Source organism: Planctobacterium sp. AWM4_229 (assembly GCF_056160305.1).
The window spans coordinates 457,005-475,806 of record NZ_JBSWWX010000001.1; the positions used below are offsets into that span (position 1 = coordinate 457,005).

The following is an 18,802-nucleotide window of genomic DNA, read 5'->3' on the forward strand; positions in this document are numbered from 1 at the left end:
TTAGCTAACAGTATCCCTTGCTTCGGTCATTAAGCTGCAAGGGCTGTTATTCCACAATGTCACTGAAAGGAAATGTAGGAGCAGTGTGATGAATATTAGAAAAAGTGTTTATGATTTACAGGATGATACCCTATCTTGGTACTCCAAAGCCGTAGCCGAAATGAAAACCCGGGATATCTCGGATCCCACCAGTTGGTGGTATCAGGCAGCCATGCATGGCTATCCTTCCCCAGCTGATTATCCTACACAAGCCGATTACCAATACGCACTTGATTTTTGGTCTTCTGCCCCGGGTTATCCGCCTTCCAGTGATTTAACCAGCAGTCCCTTCTGGAACCGCTGTCAACACGGTACCTGGTTCTTCTTACCCTGGCATCGTATGTATCTTTATTACTTCGAACAGATTGTCGCAGACACCGTGGTTTCATTGGGTGGACCTGCAGGCTGGACACTGCCATTTTGGAATTACTGTGAGTACGATAACCCCAATGCAACAACAGCCCAGCAACAGCAAGCACTGAATATTCCAGATGCCTTTGGTAGCGCCACTGGTGCAAACGCGAATACGCCTGATTTATGGATGCCAGACAGGGCCAATTACACCATGCGAACCGACTATGTCAGCAGCGCTGATGCCATGGCAGAATTGGTGTTTACCAATGATAATAACTCACAAAACGGATTAGAATTTGGCGGTGGCCGAACCGGATTTAGCCACTTTGGCAATCAAACCGGTCAGCTGGAGCTAATGCCTCACAATGCCATTCATCGTGATGTGGGTGGCGCAATGGCGGATCCGAATACCGCCGCATTGGATCCCATATTCTGGCTGCACCACAGCAACATCGACCGACTCTGGCAGGTATGGCTGGATAAAGGCGACAACCGAGCTAATCCTGTGGTCAGTGCCTGGTTAGATTTTCCCTTTAAATTTCATGATAAAGACAATAACGTCCAGGTGCTTACCCCCGGCCAGGTGGGTACCACCACGCAGCTAAATTATGTGTTCCAAAACAGTTATCCAGCCACACAGCAAGCGCCTTTATTACGGGCATCCAGGACCGCAGCAGTAACACAACCAGAACTCATGCCAATGGATGTGTTGGGTGCCAGTAACAGTGGAGTCAGCCTCAGTGATACCGCCGCCGATGTGCCGCTGGAAATAGTACCCGCGGCCCACAGAGTAGCCAGTTTACCTGGTGTTAGCAGCCCACAAAGCAAAGAAAAAACCAGCATATTAAAAATCAACAATGTGAAAGGCTCCAACAAAGCCCCATCGGTGAATGTATTTTTAAACAGTGGTAAAAATCCGAGCAAATCAGCTAGCAACAAAGTGGCTACCCTGTCCTTTTTTGGCTTGGGGAACGCCTCGACTCCCTCTCTGGAGCACGATGGCAGCGGTATGAACTTTACGATTAACATCAGTAAGGTGATCAACAAACTGCGTCAGCAAAACGATTGGGACGAAGACAATCTGAGTGTCACCATTGAGCCGGAAGTGGGTGCCAGCAAAGAAAACATACTTGAAATTGGCCGTATTAGTTTGCATACAGAGTGCGACTAAATCCTGCGATGTTGACTATGCAAAACAAGATGCGCCAATGGCTATTGGCGCATCCCTACTGGCCGCTTTTTGTTATCAGTATCGGCGCCTGGCTTTGGTACCTGGTTGCTGCAAGCGACAGTGGGGGCCATCATGGGCACCATCACCATGGACATCATGATACTCTGCCCGTCACAACCATAATGGCTAACTGGCTGCTCATGGTGTTTGCCATGATGCTGCCGATGGCAAGCAGCGGTATTCGCTTCATACGACAATCGTTGCCTCGCTATCAGGTTGTCAGAAGCAGCCTGTTGTTTTTTATTGCTTATTGCCTGACCTGGATAGTAACAGGTGCTATCACTTTGCTGGTGTTTAGCCCGATTGGCCTACCAGTACAGATAAACGGCCTGCCTGTCGCAGCTATCGCCTATATGATTGCCGGTACCTGGTGTTTTTCCCGTTCTCGGCGCGCTGCAGCACAAGCTTGCGGAGCAGGCGTTCCATTGAGGATCAATGGCTGGCCTTGTTATTGGGATAGCTTTAAATTTGGATTGCTCAAAGGTCAGCGCTGCATACAAAGTTGTTATGTGATCATGTTAGCCATGCTGGTTTCGGCTCACGATCTGCTGGTTATGCTGGTACTCACTTGTGCATTGTTGTACGAAAGAATGATACTACCGCGAACAACAAAGCTGCTACCCGCTACCTGTTTCGCCATTGCACTTTATTATTTACTAACCTGGCCGGAACTCGCTGTGTTTTATTCTTAGAAACACAGCGCCTGAACTTGGATGTGTACACTGCGTAAGGTATCGTGCTCAGGTAAACAACGTTGAGGAATACACCATCAACATCACTTTGGCTAAATCAACCGGCAAGGTAGAGCTAACTGACAATCAACAGGACATTGCACTGTCAACCACTGAGCAATGGCCGTCCTTTGTAAACAGCGCTACTCACATGCCAATGCAGCTCGTTATTTGCTTTAATGGCATTTTTGGTGCTATTTCCAGTAATGACTATCGCGTTTATCTCAATGTCCCCGACGGGAAAGCCATCGCTACCCTCCCCGTTTATGGTGTAAAACCAGAGTCAGCCACAAACAAACAAGGCTTGTGTTTTTCTCAAAGATTTCAGCTGAAAAAATCCCAGCTTTTGCAGTGTGAAAACCTGTTTCCACTGCGGTTTGAGGCAATAACCTCCCAGCAAACGGAAGCGTCATCGTTACTAATCAAAGAAATTCTGCTATTCACTTAAAAAACCCTTTAAATTAGTCACTTAGTGGCTGTAAAAGTACCCAGAACCGCACAAAATGTTGACATAAATCAAACATATTTCATTCAGTTAAACTAACGCTTTCTATTCTCCAGAGTAAACCGTTAAAGTCTCGCCAACAAAAAACGCATGGAATGATTTCCGCATTTTAAATGTGTCTTGCAGTATAGAACAGGAGCACTAATGAGCCACTCAGCGTTAAAGGGTAATGAAGTTCAGTTTTCCGAAAACGACATCCTTTTATCAACCACAGATCTGAATAGCCGCATTACTTATGCCAACGACAACTTTTGTAATATTGCTGGCTACTCAATGAAAGAGATGCTGGGAAAACCCCACAATTTAGTGCGTCATCAGGGTATGCCCAAACTCGCTTTTGCTGATATGTGGAAAAACCTAAAAGCCGGTAATTCATGGATGGGGCCAGTTAAAAATCGCTGTAAAAATGGTGATTATTATTGGGTGAATGCCTTCGTAACGCCTATTAAAGATGCCAATAATCGGGTGATTGAATATCAATCGGTACGCACCAAACCCACCCGTGAGTTGGTTGATAACGCGGAAACCGAATATCGCAAAATGTGTGATGGCCAGAAATCAAAAGCATTAAAAGCGCCTTTTGATTTAACACTATTGGCACTGCTGGGTTTTAGTATTGCGTTTTTGATCAGCCTGATTGCTGTGTTTACTTCGTTTAGTGTTGTGAGCGTTGCTTTATCTTTAACACTTGCCATAAGCCTGGTGGGCTTTTCTCTGTGGCGAGGCAAATACCTGGCGCTGGTGAACAAAGCCAAAAAAATCTACGACAATCCGTTAATGTCCTATCTCTATGCTGGAAGCAACGATGTTTCAGGTCATATCAACCTGGCTTTGGAGATGCAAAAGGCCAAACTCAAAGCGATTATCGGCCGGGTCAATGACGTCACCGATAAGGTGAATGATAACGCCGAGCACAGCGCCACTTGTGGCCAGCAAGTGGCACAGTTACTAAACCGACAAACTGACGAAGTCACTCAAATGGCCACCGCCATGGATCAATTCTCCGCCACCATTCAGGAGCTTGCTGCCAATGTGCAAACGGCGGCCACGGCGGCAGAAGAATCCGAATCCCAAACCAATTGCGGTAAACAAGCAGTACAAAAAACCCTTGAGGCCATTAGTGAGCTGGACGGCCAATTGCAAATGGCTTCGCAAGAAGTTAAGAAGCTAGTGAACGGCAATGACATGATTCAGGGGATCTTAAACGAGATAAACGCTATTGCCGAACAAACAAACCTGTTGGCGCTCAATGCTGCCATTGAGGCCGCCAGAGCCGGTGAGCAAGGCCGAGGCTTTGCCGTTGTGGCCGATGAGGTGCGGTGTTTGGCCAGCCGAACACAGCAATCCACCGAAGAGATCACCAAGCTTATCACTGAGCTCAATACCACCTCAAACCAGGCACAAATCGCCATGCAACAGGGTATTAACCTCTCTGCGCAAAGTGTGGAAAAAGCCAACGACAGTGGTAAAAACCTGAACCTTATCTTCACCGGAATAACCCAGCTTACCGATCTGAATCGCAGTGTTGCCGCCTCAATCGAGGAGCAATCGGTGGTGGCTGAGCAAGTGGCAGTAAACGTAAACAGTATTAAGGAGCTGGCCGACGAGAGTGGCGATCACGGTAAAAAAGCCCAGCATCTGAGTGAGTCTTTGAAGTCCCAGGTGTCAACCCAAACCTCGCTGATAAAACAGTTTAATTGAGAGATTTAGTAAGACAACGGGCAGAGAATAAACTCCGCCTGTTGCGCTTAATTCCCTCTGGCATTTCATTCAAAAAACAGTACATTTCCCAACCACAAGCAAACATAGAAACCAAAAATATTCACGCAGAGGCATAATACTAACCCACCTTTTACGCTACTATTTCACTATGAACTTAAAAATCCAGATCGCCCTTACGCTAAGCTTTTGTCTTGCAACTAGCGTTATGGCAGCACCTTTAAAAGTCGCATTCATCAATCCGGGTCATCCACAAGGTGATGACACCGGGGCTTTCTGGTCTAACGTCAATCGCTTTATGCAAGCCGCCGCTAATGATCTGGATATCGAACTGGTGTCGTTGCACGCCAAGCGCAACCACCTGTTAATGAAACAACTGGCGAATGACGCCGCGGCGTTAAAACCCGATTACGCCATTATCGTTAACGAAAAAAGCAGTGGCCTGGATGTGGCTCACACCTTAATGGCCCACAACATTCCGGTTTTTATGTTGCTGAATAATTTTAGTGAACAAGAACTTGCATCCTTCAGCGCCTCACAACAAGCACTGTTAATTGGCAGCGTCATACCGGATAACTTTCAGGCTGGACGCAGTCTGATGCAGGGCCTGCTCAGCATCCATCAACAAAAATATCCGCTGCAAAAAAGCATCACCTTAATCGCACTGCAAGGGGATTATCGCAGCCCGGCGTCAGTTCAGCGCAATGCCGGACTCATAGATTACTTAATACAGCATCCTGAAATTCAGTTTTTAGATAGTCCAGTGGTAAGTTGGTCGGGGGAAATTGCCTATCAAAAAATTAAGGGACTGATACAACGGCAGCGCATTGATATTATCTGGTCGGCCAACGACCCCATTGCTGTTGGTGCCCGGCGAGCGGTTATTGAAGCCCTGCCCGACTATCAGGTAACCATTGGCGGTATCAACTGGGATAAACCCGAGAAGCAATTCCCCATTGATTTATCCTACGGCGGCCATGTGGTATTGGGGGCAAAAGCGCTGGTTATGCTGGCGGATTATCACGCCGGATTGCGCCCCGCCTGTCGTATGCAGCGCAAGTTAGCGATTTTTACACCAGGTGACCAACATCAAATTGCTGCCTTTCACGCCAATACCGATGGCAGTGCTGTAGAACAATTCGATTTTGCCCGCTTCAGTCGAGCCCATTCCGAACCAGCTAAGTTTGATCTTGAGACCTTTGTCACCAAAACCTTCACTCCAGAAGGCCAACAAAGCATCTGCCCCTGAGCGTTTATTGCTTTACGCGTCGGCTTTTACACCAAATATCGAAGCCAAACCACATTACCGTACAAAATGTAAATTATGACAGGAATCATTTCATTTTCTGGCGAAGCCATGGTTAGAATAGTTTTTTATATCGACCAGGCTGATGCCCAAAATTCACTACTGCTTTTTTGAACAAGCCGCGCATTTTGAGCGAGTTTTCATGGAGTAGCACTTATTTGGCCCATAACCTCGTCGATAACTATATGAAGGCATTAATGCGCCCTGCCTTGAGTAGTGAAAAAGAACCAAAACAATTACAACAAAGAAATATCCGGTACCCAATATGGCCTTGATCAGCAGCACAATTAGCCCTTATCCATTTTACCTGAAGAGCTACCACCGCTTTGGACGTTTAACCGGCGCCGTGGATACCTTGCTGGCCAGCCCGGCCATCAGTAAAGTGCACGCCGTGATCGAATGGGAAAATCAACAATGGCAATTGCGGGACCAAAGTAAAAACGGCTGCTGGCTGAATGATCACAAACTGCAAAAAGGCGAAAGTACGCCATTAAAACCCGGCGACATTATTCAGCTGTGCAATACCGGAGAGCACGTATTTAAAATCGTTGATATAGCGCCGCCGCAAAACTTATTGTTGCCCACCACAACCAATGTTTCCCCGGAAGATGCGGTTTTATTGAGTAACTACAACCTGTTACCCAATGAGAAAGACTTGCAAGTAGCATTGTATTTCAATGACTTAGAGCAGCAGTGGTACTATGAGAACCTCACCACTCAACAGCCTCCCAAAAAGGTCTTTAACGGCGAGCAAATTCTGATAGGTAACCATACCTGGCGCTTACAGCTATTTAATAATATCGACGAAACCCAGCTGCTGGAGCATCACGAAATTGCGCAACTGAACTTCCGCTTTGATTTGAGTCTGGATGAAGAAAGCACCCGTTTGCAGCTACAAACTCCCGACAACCTTGTGGACTTTAAGGTGCGCAGCCACCACTACCTCACCCTGCATCTGGCCAGAGAAAAGGCCCAACACGCGCAACAAGGTATTGATGCCCAAAGCCAGGGTTGGGTAGAAATGGAGTTGTTATCGCGTGATTTAGGCATGGACCCTAACCACCTGAATATTCTTATCCATCGCGCCCGTAAACAGTTTACCGATAAGGTAAAACAAGTAGACAACGCCGACCGTTTATTTGAGCGTCAGTCAGGCAAGATACGCTTTGGTGGTGAACATTTTACAATTTATAAAGGCGCCAATCTGGAATGCCAATTCCCGAAGGCATAAATTCAAAACTGTCCAGGCAAATAAACATCTACAACTTACGCTGTAAAATGGCGATGGAAATAAAAGCATTTTAACGGATTAAGCGAATGCATCTGGTAATTATCGACCAAATGCCATTATTATAGCCCTTAGAGTTTTCACCTATTGGCATGTTTTTTCAGGAAATATCCCTTGGCTAGCGCATCAAACGACACCACTGAAATCCAGACAAACACCGACTTTCAGCACCTCAAGGGATATAGCCCCATTAAACTCTTAGGCCAGGGCGGCATGGGCCGGGTGTATCTGGCAGAGGATGAAACCCTGGGCCGCCAGATTGCCATTAAGGTACTGCATCACAACCATGACAACGCCAGTTACGCCGAGGATGTATTACAGGAAGCGCGCACCCTGGCCAAAATCAATCATGCCAATGTGGTGCAGGTACACAGCGTTATCGAACAACCCGGCGCGGCCATTATCATGGAATATGTGCCGGGCATTACCTTAAAAAAGTATCAGCTAGAAAATAGCCTGTCGCTGCAGCAAAAAATCGGCTTGTTATACCAGATAGCACAAGGTTTGCAGGCCATACACCAACACGATATTGTGCATAAGGATATTAAAGCAGACAACATTCTGCTGGATACCCGCGATGGCCAAAACATTAAAGCCAAGCTCACCGATTTTGGCATTGCTGCTCGCCTTAACGAAGCACCACTGAATAGTGACGGAGCTAAGTCGGAAAAAGTGCGCGGCAGTTTGCCCTGGATGTCGCCAGAGCAGTTACAAAACCAAAGCCTGTGTATCGCATCGGATATGTTTTCGTTTGGCCTATTGGCATTTCAGTTACTGGCAGATAAACACGCCTTTGCCAAACACAGTAGCCTCAATTTAACGGAAACCCCCACAGAAACCACGGCAACCGATATCGCTCAGGCCATTGTTAATGACAGCGCCATGAACGCCAGCGACATCACCCCGGCCTTACCGCCCGAACTGGCACAATTGCTCAATCAGTTATTGCATAAAACCCCCGATAAGCGACCTTCCAGCAAACAGGTATGCGACCGTTTGCAACAACTGCAGCGCATGTTGGCGCAGCAAGATATTCTGGGCATGGAAACCCAAACCATCGAAACCTTGCCGCTTAGCAAACCTAATAAATCTTATACCCTGCCCGCGATTGCTGTGGCTTGTGTAGCCCTTATCAGCGTATTGGTGGTGTGGTTTATGATGCAGCCACCGCCTACCCGGTATGTGGCAGTATTAAAACCACAAATAACCGAAACCGAACCACTGTCCAGCCTGCAAAAAAACCTGGTACTCACCAGTATCGAAGACGCCTTGCAGCAGCTGATTATTAGCACGCCCCATTTAATGCTAATTCCCCAATCAGAACTGGACGACACCCAGGGCGATATTGACTTAATAGGTAAAAGTACCGGCGCCGACGACATCGTCGCCCCTGAGCTTATCTGTAACGCGCAACACTGTGAACTGGTGTTGTCTTTATTTAACCAGACGGAAAATAACAACGCGGAAGAGGCCAAATGGCATACCACCAACCGCCTGCAAAATCCCATTTACCTGGAAAGCTATCAGCCTATTTATCAGTTTGCCCAAACCCAACTTACCAATCTCTACAGCGGTATTAGCGAGCTAAACGCCAAATCGTTGGTGATTTCAGAGGAAGACTACGCCGAATATCTGGAGATTTATTATCAGGTGTATACCGAAGGGCAATACACTCAGACATCGCTGGAAAGATTGGAAGCACTGATTAAAAACAATGCCTATTTTTACCCTGTGTATAGTTTATATTTTGAAACAGCATTGGATGTTTATTATGAAAGCAACGATCAGAAAGTTCTCGAAACAGCAAAAGATATATTTATTACAGTTCCAAATGAGCTTCAAATTTCTAAGACGTACTTAAAGGACGGTTTCTATTTGGCGATGGGCGGCAGACAATACGAGGACGCTCACAGTATAATAACTGAAATGGAGAATCGGGGATTCAATAAAACACAACTATTGTTTTTAAAAGGTTTTTATTATCAGTTCACTCAACAATATGAAAAAGCAATAGAGCATTATTCCGAGTTAATTTCCCTGCATCCAACTGCAATAGCTTATTCCAATATTGCCTACACATATTGGTGGCAAGGTAATCAGCAACAAGCATTCAATAGTTTGATAAAAACCAAAGAATTATATGGTTATATCCCTAAGGTATACTCTTTGCTGGCGGCTTTGTATTTGCAAGAAGGCTCTCTTAATGAAGCAATTAACTTATATGAAGAAATTGCAGACAATGAGCCGAGCGGCACCAGCCTCACAAACTTGTCTCTTGCATATTTCATTAAGAAAGATTTAGTTCAAGCTCTTGAGTTGTCAAAGTCCGCATTAGAGTTTAATGCAGCACATCCCGGGTTTTTGCTAAATTATGCAGATATACTTTTAGCGTCCGGCAAAATAAAAGAAGCAAAACAAATATATTTAAAAATTATTGAAATCAGCACTGGTAAAAGTGACTTGGTAAGCCTCTCTCGACTAGCACAATCATACCTTCATTTAGGGAAAGGAGCTGAAGCATTGAAATTTATTTCTGAGGCAAAACAAATTTCACCATCAAACCCAAATATTCTTTATATCTCAGCGATGATTTTGGCAGAATTACAAGAAAACAACTCTGCGTTAAATGATATCAAACAAGCGATAAACCAAGGAATGGGTAAAATTTGGTTTTACCTTCCTTGGTTTAAGAATCTTTGCAATAATGAAGAGTTTTTGGAGCTGGTTTCAATAGACTCAATTGAAACCAGCCTTCAGTGTAAAAGTTCCAAACAGTAATTACTGTTGTGGGGGGCGCCCAACCACGATCTCCGGATCAAACAAATGGTCCTTACCATTATTTGAACTCTTAATATCAAAGTTAAAGGCAAAGTTGGTTTTTTCGATATCGACATTATTTAGTGTCACAATGCAGGTTGTGGGTTCTGGCAATGTTGCAGCAAAGTCAAACTTATCCGGGTCGGTAACATTTTTGATACCATTGTCTCTTTTACGGAATGTATAGCCCGGCGTTTGTAGATTGAATACCAGGTTCGCCGTTTGATCTCCGTTATTTGCAAAGGTGCCGTTGTAGATAAGGTCAATAAAGGTAAACTCACCGTTTAGTGCGAACTTCTTATCTGCAAATTCGGCTACCAAAGACTCGTCTGGGTCACCAATATTTTCCACATACAAGTTAAAGTGGGTATTGGCCGTGGTCCATGGCTCAATCACCAAAGAAATTTCCGGATTCGACATTATCATTCTCCTGAATTTAAAAAATTAAAAGCACTAAGCTTAAACACAGATTAAAAATTTAATTCCATTGATTCAATTACACAAGATTACATTTTAGAAACTATCACTTTGGTGGTCGAATAATTACAATTTCTGGATCACACATAAAACGTTGCCCGGTTTGGGTGTCGTAAACCCACACTTCAAAATAAGTGTTCTCGACTAAAATGCCATCATCTAAGGCCAGATTGATTTTCTTGTGGGTCTTTTTGGTTAGGGTCACGTCTTGCGGATTTTCAGCGGTGATCCAGCGAAATTGATAGCGATGTTTTACATCATCGTGAAAGCGAAACTGCACCACCCGATTGGTGTCTTCTTCATCAAAAGTCAGGCTGTCCGGGCTATAGAGGTAATGGTAACTATCCCCCACTTCTGCCAACTTAGCCTCTGCTGGCGGCACTTCATCCGGCGCCCACAGATTTAAGGTAAAGGTTTGTACATTTTGCTGTCTGGCATGTTGCTCGCCTGATTGCTTGCGCTCAACACTCACTGTTTCTGCTAATGTATACGGACTGCTGACTGCCGCCAGCACTAATAAACCAAGTAGTGATTTCTTCATCCTGAGTTCTCCCTGACCGAAATTATTTTAGATACTTCATGTTCACTTGATAAAATGATTATCCGACGCTTTTTCACACAGTGCAACCGCAAAAAATAAATTAATAAATCGGTCATATATTAATCACAAACATAGGTGAATCAGGATTAATTAATCAGAAAAATTAACGGCGAATATGTTGATTGGTTTGTTCTGCTTGAGCGCCATGGATGGCGTGAATGTCTTTTTTGCAGGGAGCAAAAAAAGACCAGCTGGACAACGGGGTGTGAATCCACCAAATTTGTCCGACTAAAGTCGAACCTACAAACGAACCTACATCAAATCGATAGACCATTGTAGGTCGAACTTCAGTTCGACAACGGTATTCATATCAACCATCATTCTACGATTGGACCACCTTTGTCCGCATAGCTGTTTATTGTTCCCGACAAAAACGGCATTCACTACCTCCCTGTAGCTCAAGTCGAACCTAAATAAGATCTACGCTACTGTCTGCGCAAATGTGGATGCTGGCTGCTTGCCATTGCCCCAGTTAGTGATGTTCACATCATGGCTGGCCGAGCCATCTAAGGTAACGCTTTTAAAGCGCAAGATTTGATTGGTATCGCTACCGCCGATGTCTGCTGTTTCCAACACTGCAACAACAGTGTGATCACCTTCAGACATGTTTTGCGGTGATATCACCACTTGTGCAAATGCGGTGGCTTCAGTGCCTTCGTAAACATAGTTACCCATTAAAGCGAAACTGTTAACGTTGTTGCCTTCGTTATTCCATTTCCAGGGGTTCGCATAAAAAGGACCAGCCCAAGACTGACCGGTGGCTGGATCCACCATAGTACCTACCTGAATACCTGTTACATTCTTCTGGTAATCACCACCACCTTGCATTACAAATTTAATTTCGATTGAAGTTGCCGCCATGAGTTAATCCTCTTAACTGGTTTATTGAATCTGTTAACCTGCCGAGCTACCGGAAGGCATGTATCCAGACTATGCCGCCACCTATTCGATGGGTATTACAATCCATTACACCCTTGTTGCGAGGTCGAAGTTGAGCACCATCCTCTTCCCTTTTATGAGCAATAATTTAAAAAATCAGATCTCCAGTTTTGAGAGGTATCAGGGAAGAGACCTCAATCAATGCTAGTACAAGGACGTACTATCATTGATGGTCAAAATTGGCTGATTTATTAATTTATGTCTTGCGAATCAAGGGCTGCGGGGGATTCTTAAGGGGGGCGCAGCCGCTCCCCTTAAGGCGAAGTCGGCGCCCCGACGAAAATTAAAATAATGAATTTAATTAATAAAAAACTTGCTTACTTCTTCGCAAGCGTCAGCTGTCCGTCCATATTAGAAATATCCGCCAGTTGCGCGGCATCTTCCGTGGTAAAGCGCACTGGTACGGAGCGCACCCAGGAGCCATCGATTTTCTGGCACATAGCCTGAATGGTCACGTGCAGCCCGGTGCTGGTTAACTGATAGCTACCCGCAGGCACAAACTCGCCAAATTGATTGGTAGGGTTGGCTTTATTGCCGTCACCGCCGCCAACCACCAGGTTGCCGTTCTCATTGATGATGTCGCCGATGTTAGGCGCTTCACTGGCGGGGTATGTCACTGCGGCATTGGGGTTGTGACTACCATCGACACGGGTGGCTATGGCGTTAATGGAAATTTCTACGTCTTTACTGGTTAACAGATAACTGCCCGCGGGCACGTATTGGTTTGATTCTGCCATGTTATTCTCCTGGAAATTGATAAATGAATGAATAACAAAGCCACGTTTTGGTCTTGCAGTGGCTTTGATGCATGCAACATAAACAAGGAGTAAAAAAATAGACATTACAGGTAATTACAGTATGCAAAAGGCTCACAAGGCTGGGGCGTTCGCTTTATGGATCAGGTTGTACGCGATAACAAATAGCTCCACTCCCTGTTATACACCGGTGCCGATTGTGGCACCGCTGCTTTACTTTTCATTCTTCTACTCTGCCAAAGAATACTTCACTTACCTGGCATTCTGTCGTTAACATAGCCGCAGTTGTTTAACCATTCCCACACGCGCCATGCTTGAACTCAGTTTGTCCTTTTTTCCGGTACTGCTGCTTATCTACTTGATGACCAAAAAGCAGGCGCTAGCCAGTCATATCGCTTTACCCCTGATCGCGGCACTCACTTATATGATTTTGTGGCTGGCGTTTTCAGAGTCCTTTTTATTGCTCAACGCAACGGTGGTGCATGGCCTGTTGAAGTCCTTAACCCCCATCTTGATCATTGGCGGCGCTATTTTCCTGTTTAAAACCCTGGAGGCCACAGGTGGACTGGCGGTGATAAAAGCGGAACTGAATCAGGTGTCCGACAAGCCAGTAGCACAGCTGATGATCATTGGCTGGGCGTTTCCATTTCTGATTGAAGGAGCAAGCGGTTTTGGCACACCTGCCGCCATTGCAGCACCCATATTAGTAGGGCTGGGTTATCCACCGCTGAAAGTGGCGATATTGGCTTTGATCATGAACAGCGTGCCGGTGTCTTTTGGTGCGGTGGGTACCCCTACCTGGTTTGGCTTTTCAGCACTTGGACTAAGCCATGGAGAACAACTGGGAATCGGTTTTCGCTCCGCGCTGGTGCACGGCATTATTGGGCTGTTAATTCCGCTTTTGGCCCTAAAGCAACTGCTTAGCTGGCAAAGTATTCGCCGTAACCTGGTGTTTATCCAACTTTCGCTGGTGTGTACTCTGCTGCCTTATGTGATTATCGCTCGATTTAATTATGAGTTTCCTGCCCTGGTGGCTGGGGCAATTGGCTTATTGTGTACCGTTTTTCTGGCCAAATATCAGATAGGGTTGGCAAAAGATGAGAATTCAGCCCCATCAGCCTATTCCGACAGCGATAAGAGTGCGGCAGCCACTCATGATTCGGCTGAGCAACAAGTAACATACCATATCCCCGCTGCAACCAAAACTCGCTTGTACAACCTGATTAACGCCGCCTTTCCCATCTGGGGAACACTGTTGTTTCTGGTTATCTCCAGAATACCCGATTTGGGGTTGAAAGCCTTGCTCACCAGCACTGCGCCGTTAATGGCCTTGCCGGTTGGTTATCTCGGTGATTTTGCGGTGAGCCAATCACTGGTGCTAAACCTGAACAATATCTTTGGTACGACTGAGTCCTGGCAGCACAATACCCTGTATGTCCCCTCAATTTTGCCCTTTATCTTTATTTCTCTGCTGGCGCTGTTGTGGCAGGACAAAAACCTGAAAGGCTTTGCGCCAGTGTTAAGCTTTACCTGCACCCGCATGAAACGTCCCACTTTGGCGCTGTTTGGTGCTCTGATATTTGTCGGCCTGATGATGACAGGCGGCGCGAATTCACCCGTATCGCTTATGGGACAAAGCCTGGCGCAAATCAGTGGCAATAGCTGGACGTTGTTCGCGCCCTTTTTAGGCGCGCTGGGCTCATTTTTCTCCGGCTCTGCCACGATCAGCAATCTCACCTTTGGCGCCATACAGCAAAGCATTGCTCTTGAATCAGCGCTGGATCAATACAGTATTCTGGCGTTGCAATCGGTAGGTGGTGCGCTGGGAAACATGGTGTGTATTAATAATATTGTCGCTGTGTGCTCGGTATTAGGGCTTAACAACAGCGAGGGCAGTATATTGCGCAAAACCGCCCTGCCCATGTTTATTTATGCCCTGTTAGCAGGCCTGTTGGGCCTGCTAATCTTGTGAGGCAAAATCAATGCAGTTTTAAGGTGGGTCTCAAACGCCGGTTAATGCGATTCACCAACATAAAAAACAGCGTTTTGAGTTTGCCGTAAACCACCATCTGGTGCATGCGGTACAAACTAATATACACAATACGCGCCAGCTTGCCTTCGATAAAGACACTACCTCGGGTGAGACTACCCATCAGACTGCCAATGGTGGAATATGAAGACAGTGATACCAGCGAGCCATAATCCACATATTGGTATTGCTTCAGCTCCTGACCTTTTTGCTCTCGTTTAATATTGTCAAACAAACAACTGGCCATTTGATGCGCCGATTGCGCCCGTGGCGGTACTTTGGATTCGTCCGGCATAATGCAATGAGCACAATCGCCAATGGCATAGATGTTGTTATCAGTAACGGTTTTCAGAGTTCGGTCCACCACTAGCTGATTGATGCGGTTAGTTTCCAGGCCATCCAGTTGCTGCATAAATTCCGGGGCTTTGATGCCCGCCGCCCATACCGACATATCGGCCGGAATAAAATCCCCCTGTTTGGTATGCAGCCCTTTGTCACTGGCTTCAGATACGGCAGTATTGAGCATCAGCGACACACCCAACTCACGCAGCTCATGAGCCACCTTTTGGGCGATTCGCTCAGGTAAAGCGGGTAATAGTCGTGGCCCCGCTTCGATAACCGTAACATTCAGTCGCGCTGAAGAAACATTCTGGTAACCATAAGCTTTGAGTAGCTCGGCGGTTTTATAAAGCTCAGCCGCCAATTCCACCCCGGTAGCTCCTGCCCCAACAATGGCAATGTCCAGCTTGTCTTTATTACTGTCGGATTGCAGCTTTAAAAACTCATTGAGCAGTTGCGTATGAAAACGCTGAGCGCTATCAGCAGAATCCAGGAAGATACAATGTTCTTTGGCTCCGGGTGTACCAAAATCATTCGTTACCGAGCCAAGAGCAAACACCAGTTTGCTATAAGCAATGGTGCGCGCCGGTAATACGGTATTACCTTCCTCATCTAACATGGCAGCTAAAGACAGGGTTTGCGCGCTGCGATCCAGCCCCACTACTTCCCCCAACTGAAATTGAAAGCCGTTTTTCTGACTCAGCGCCAGATAATCCAGACAGTCTATGTCTGCATCCAAAGAGCCTGCGGCCACTTCGTGCAATAGCGGCTTCCAGATGTGTGTGCGATTTTTATCTACCAACAGAACGTTAGTATCTGATTTTTTGAAGAAGCGTCCGAGTTTAACGGCCAGCTCTAAGCCTCCGGCACCTCCACCGACGATGACGATATCATCCATAAGTTTTTACCTGTTTAAATTGAAATTCGAGCACAAAATAGTCAAGCGCACAGGTAAAGCAAAAGGCTATTTTGCTGGTGTTAAAAACAATCTCGAACTGGCGGGAAATCGGGGCCAAAAAGTCTAACGTGATTTGTTCGTAACATCCGTAATTCGCGGATGTCTAGTATACTACTTATTGCTGCTGTCGACAGCTTGTTTATCATCAAAACTGGCAATTTCTAATACTGGTGCAGCATCCAGATTTTCAGCATCCATCATACTGGCCAAACGCTGAACGGAAGCGATCATCAGACTTTGTTCCCAATCTTCCAAATTGGAAAAACGATTGAGGAAATGTTCCTGAAATGGCATAGGTGCATCACTTAATAGCTCCTGACCTTTTTCAGTTAAAAACACGCCAACACGGCGTTTATCTTCTGTACTGCGAATACGTTGAACCAACTCTCTGGCTTCCAGACGGTCAAGGATACTGGTAACGGTAGCAGCGCTTAAGTTAATGTTATCAGCAATCTGGCGCACCATGATTCCAGGTACTTTGCCGATATTTTGCATAACCAATAATTGTGGGCCGGTGAGACCCACTTCGCGATTGAGCTGTCTGGAGCGTAAATCAATGGCCCGAATAACCTTTCTCAAGGCGACCAATAATTCTTCGTCTTTTTCCATACTGCTAACCCAATTTGTCGTGATGCGCTTTAACGCATTAAATGCAAGAAGTGTTGATGTTTGTGGTACTGATCAATAATGTCGTTGATCACCGCCGTGGTAGACCAGCCCATAATATCGTAATTCTGGCCACCTTCTCGTAGGTGAACCTCGGCGCGATAGTATGACTGTTCATGATCGTTGTCCAGTGCTTCCGGTTCATTGCTGGCATATTCCGGTTGTTCGTGTTTGCGGCGGTATACACCATAGACAAATTCGGTTTCTTCACCGTGGCGCACCACCATCTCGATGGCCCGTTCTTTGCGCTGCACCTCTACTTCCAACTGATACTGAACCAGCTCTGATTTTACCGACTCAAACGCATCTTTAACCGTACCGTCAAGGAATTGCTCCACCGCAGTCTTATTGGGATAAGTCACAATGCTTTCCAGTCGTTCTCGCCAACCTTCTTTGTTACTGCAGGTAACAAAAGGCGCTGAAGTAAAATTCAGACTTTCCTTCTTATGACTTTCCACCCGCAAAGCCTTGATCAAGCCACCTATCGCCAGTAGTAATACGATAGAAAATGGCAGTGCCGTTACTATCGTCATGGTTTGCAGCGCGGATAATCCCCCGGCAAAGAGCAAGACAATAGCAACCAGTCCTACCGCGAGAGCCCAGTAAATACGCTGCCATACCGGCGTATCATTCCGACCATCGGAACAGAGCATATCCACCACCATCGCCCCGGAATCACAAGAGGTGACAAAGAAAATCACCACCATACACAAAGCCAAAACCACCAATACGTCTGAAAAGGGAAAACTTTCCAGAAATACAAACAGGGCTACGGCCGTATCTTCATTTACCAATGCCCCTAAGTTAGCGCCGTGGTTTTGCACCAGATCGATAGCGGAATTACCAAATACCGTCATCCACAGTAAAGTAAACGCGGTGGGCACCAGCATAACGCCAAAAATAAACTCGCGGATGGTACGACCTTTAGAAATCCGGGCGATAAAGATCCCCACAAATGGTGCCCAGGCTAACCACCATCCCCAATAAAATATGGTCCAGCCACCAATCCAGTCTTTCTTTTGATAGGTGAAAAGATTCAGCGTATTGCGCACAATATCCGACAAATAATCGCCGGTATTTTGCAGATAAGCCTGTAGTAAAAACACGGTGGGCCCAAGCACCAATATGAACAACAACAAGGCGACAGCCATCGCCATATTAGTTTGGGACAGAATTTTAATGCCCTTATCTAAGCCAGACACCACCGAAACGGTAGCCACTGCGATAACGGCTATCATTAGCAGGATTTGATTACCGGTGTTGACCTCAATATCCAGCAAATATGCCAGGCCCGCATTAATTTGTGCCGAGCCAAAGCCCAGAGACGTAGCGACACCAAAAATGGTACTTACCACGGCAAAGATATCCACCCAATGACCCAGCCAACCGTTTATGCGCTCACCCAGTATTGGATACAAGGCAGAGCGCAGTGTCAGTGGCAAGTTATTGCGAAAGCTAAAATAGGCGAGAATTAACGCCACAATGGCATATATAGCCCAAGCGTGTAAGCCCCAATGAAAAAAGGTGGTTTTCATGGCTTCTTTTACTGCTTCAATGCCTCCCGGCTGCGCAGTGGGTGGTGCCATGTAGTGCATGAGGGGTTCTGCAACGCCGAAAAACATCAACCCTATCCCCATGCCCGCCGCGAACAGCATAGACAACCAGGTAGCCAGATTGTAATCGGGTAATGCGTGGTCTGGCCCAAGTCTGACATCACCGTAACTGGAAATGCCGAGATACAATACGGTAACTAAAATAATGGCAACCGTTAACACGTAAAACCAACTGCCACTGGCGACGATTTGATTTTGTAAGCTCACAAACAAGGCGTCCGCTGCTTGTGGTGCAAACAAGGCAAAAATCACCAGGAAGGCAATACTGAGCGTAGCCGTGACAAAAACATTGAGATTGAGATGACGAAAGGTTGCGGCAGATATCACTGGATTTGGGCGTCCTGTTGTTATTATGGCTCAGAAAAACACGCACTTAACGTAGTATTCTAAGCATATTAACACAATACTGAAATAACACCTTAGTATTAGAGGCAA

At 46.1% G+C, this 18,802-nt stretch carries 15 protein-coding genes; 8 read left to right on the forward strand and 7 right to left on the reverse strand.

The annotated features are described in order from the left end of the window. Positions 1–88: 88 nt before the first annotated feature. The 7 genes from ACXAGP_RS02020 (at position 89) to ACXAGP_RS02050 (ending at position 9,951) form a co-directional block, all read left to right on the forward strand. The gene (locus ACXAGP_RS02020; RefSeq protein ID WP_475259202.1) at positions 89–1,564 is read left to right on the forward strand and encodes a tyrosinase family protein; all 1,476 of its coding nucleotides are present in this window, start codon (positions 89–91) and stop codon (positions 1,562–1,564) included. Positions 1,565–1,581: 17 nt separating this feature from the next. Then, the gene (locus tag ACXAGP_RS02025) at positions 1,582–2,316 is read left to right on the forward strand and encodes a copper chaperone (RefSeq protein ID WP_475259203.1); all 735 of its coding nucleotides are present in this window, start codon (positions 1,582–1,584) and stop codon (positions 2,314–2,316) included. Positions 2,317–2,404: 88 nt separating this feature from the next. Next, the gene (locus tag ACXAGP_RS02030; RefSeq protein WP_475259204.1) at positions 2,405–2,803 is read left to right on the forward strand and encodes a hypothetical protein; all 399 of its coding nucleotides are present in this window, start codon (positions 2,405–2,407) and stop codon (positions 2,801–2,803) included. Between the two features lie 201 nt (positions 2,804–3,004). Further along, complete coding sequence (locus tag ACXAGP_RS02035; protein WP_475259205.1) at positions 3,005–4,561, forward strand: methyl-accepting chemotaxis protein; 1,557 nt, start codon at positions 3,005–3,007, stop codon at positions 4,559–4,561. A 226-nt stretch (positions 4,562–4,787) separates the two neighbouring features. Beyond that, entirely contained in the window at positions 4,788–5,828 is a 1,041-nt protein-coding gene (locus ACXAGP_RS02040; protein ID WP_475259206.1) for an ABC transporter substrate-binding protein, read from the forward strand. A gap of 322 nt (positions 5,829–6,150) precedes the next feature. Next, on the forward strand, positions 6,151–7,116 hold the full coding sequence (locus tag ACXAGP_RS02045; protein ID WP_475259207.1) for an FHA domain-containing protein: 966 nt from the start codon (positions 6,151–6,153) through the stop codon (positions 7,114–7,116). 171 nt (positions 7,117–7,287) lie between these two features. Next, a complete protein-coding gene (locus ACXAGP_RS02050) occupies positions 7,288–9,951 on the forward strand; it encodes a protein kinase domain-containing protein (protein WP_475259208.1) in 2,664 nt (887 codons plus the stop codon). Here the strand turns inward: ACXAGP_RS02050 and ACXAGP_RS02055 are convergent, their stop codons facing one another. The 4 genes from ACXAGP_RS02055 to ACXAGP_RS02070 all read right to left on the reverse strand — a co-directional run bounded on the left by ACXAGP_RS02055 (position 9,952) and on the right by ACXAGP_RS02070 (position 12,744). Further along, a complete protein-coding gene (locus tag ACXAGP_RS02055) occupies positions 9,952–10,410 on the reverse strand; it encodes a hypothetical protein (protein ID WP_475259209.1) in 459 nt (152 codons plus the stop codon). A 103-nt stretch (positions 10,411–10,513) separates the two neighbouring features. After that, a complete protein-coding gene (locus ACXAGP_RS02060) occupies positions 10,514–11,008 on the reverse strand; it encodes a hypothetical protein (RefSeq protein ID WP_475259210.1) in 495 nt (164 codons plus the stop codon). Between the two features lie 480 nt (positions 11,009–11,488). Further along, positions 11,489–11,929 (reverse strand): hypothetical protein, encoded by a 441-nt coding sequence (locus tag ACXAGP_RS02065; protein ID WP_475259211.1) that lies wholly within the window; start codon positions 11,927–11,929, stop codon positions 11,489–11,491. A 395-nt stretch (positions 11,930–12,324) separates the two neighbouring features. Continuing rightward, positions 12,325–12,744 (reverse strand): hypothetical protein, encoded by a 420-nt coding sequence (locus ACXAGP_RS02070; protein WP_475259213.1) that lies wholly within the window; start codon positions 12,742–12,744, stop codon positions 12,325–12,327. Positions 12,745–13,072: 328 nt separating this feature from the next. Between ACXAGP_RS02070 and ACXAGP_RS02075 the strand changes: the two genes are divergently transcribed. After that, a complete protein-coding gene (locus ACXAGP_RS02075) occupies positions 13,073–14,734 on the forward strand; it encodes an L-lactate permease (protein WP_475259214.1) in 1,662 nt (553 codons plus the stop codon). A gap of 7 nt (positions 14,735–14,741) precedes the next feature. On the opposite strand, the gene ACXAGP_RS02080 is transcribed toward ACXAGP_RS02075, so the two are convergent. The 3 genes from ACXAGP_RS02080 to ACXAGP_RS02090 form a co-directional block, all read right to left on the reverse strand. Continuing rightward, on the reverse strand, positions 14,742–16,028 hold the full coding sequence (locus ACXAGP_RS02080) for an NAD(P)/FAD-dependent oxidoreductase (protein ID WP_475259215.1): 1,287 nt from the start codon (positions 16,026–16,028) through the stop codon (positions 14,742–14,744). A 171-nt stretch (positions 16,029–16,199) separates the two neighbouring features. Beyond that, positions 16,200–16,697 (reverse strand): MarR family winged helix-turn-helix transcriptional regulator, encoded by a 498-nt coding sequence (locus tag ACXAGP_RS02085; RefSeq protein ID WP_475259216.1) that lies wholly within the window; start codon positions 16,695–16,697, stop codon positions 16,200–16,202. 29 nt (positions 16,698–16,726) lie between these two features. Then, a complete protein-coding gene (locus tag ACXAGP_RS02090) occupies positions 16,727–18,694 on the reverse strand; it encodes a BCCT family transporter (RefSeq protein ID WP_475259217.1) in 1,968 nt (655 codons plus the stop codon). Positions 18,695–18,802: the final 108 nt, after the last annotated feature.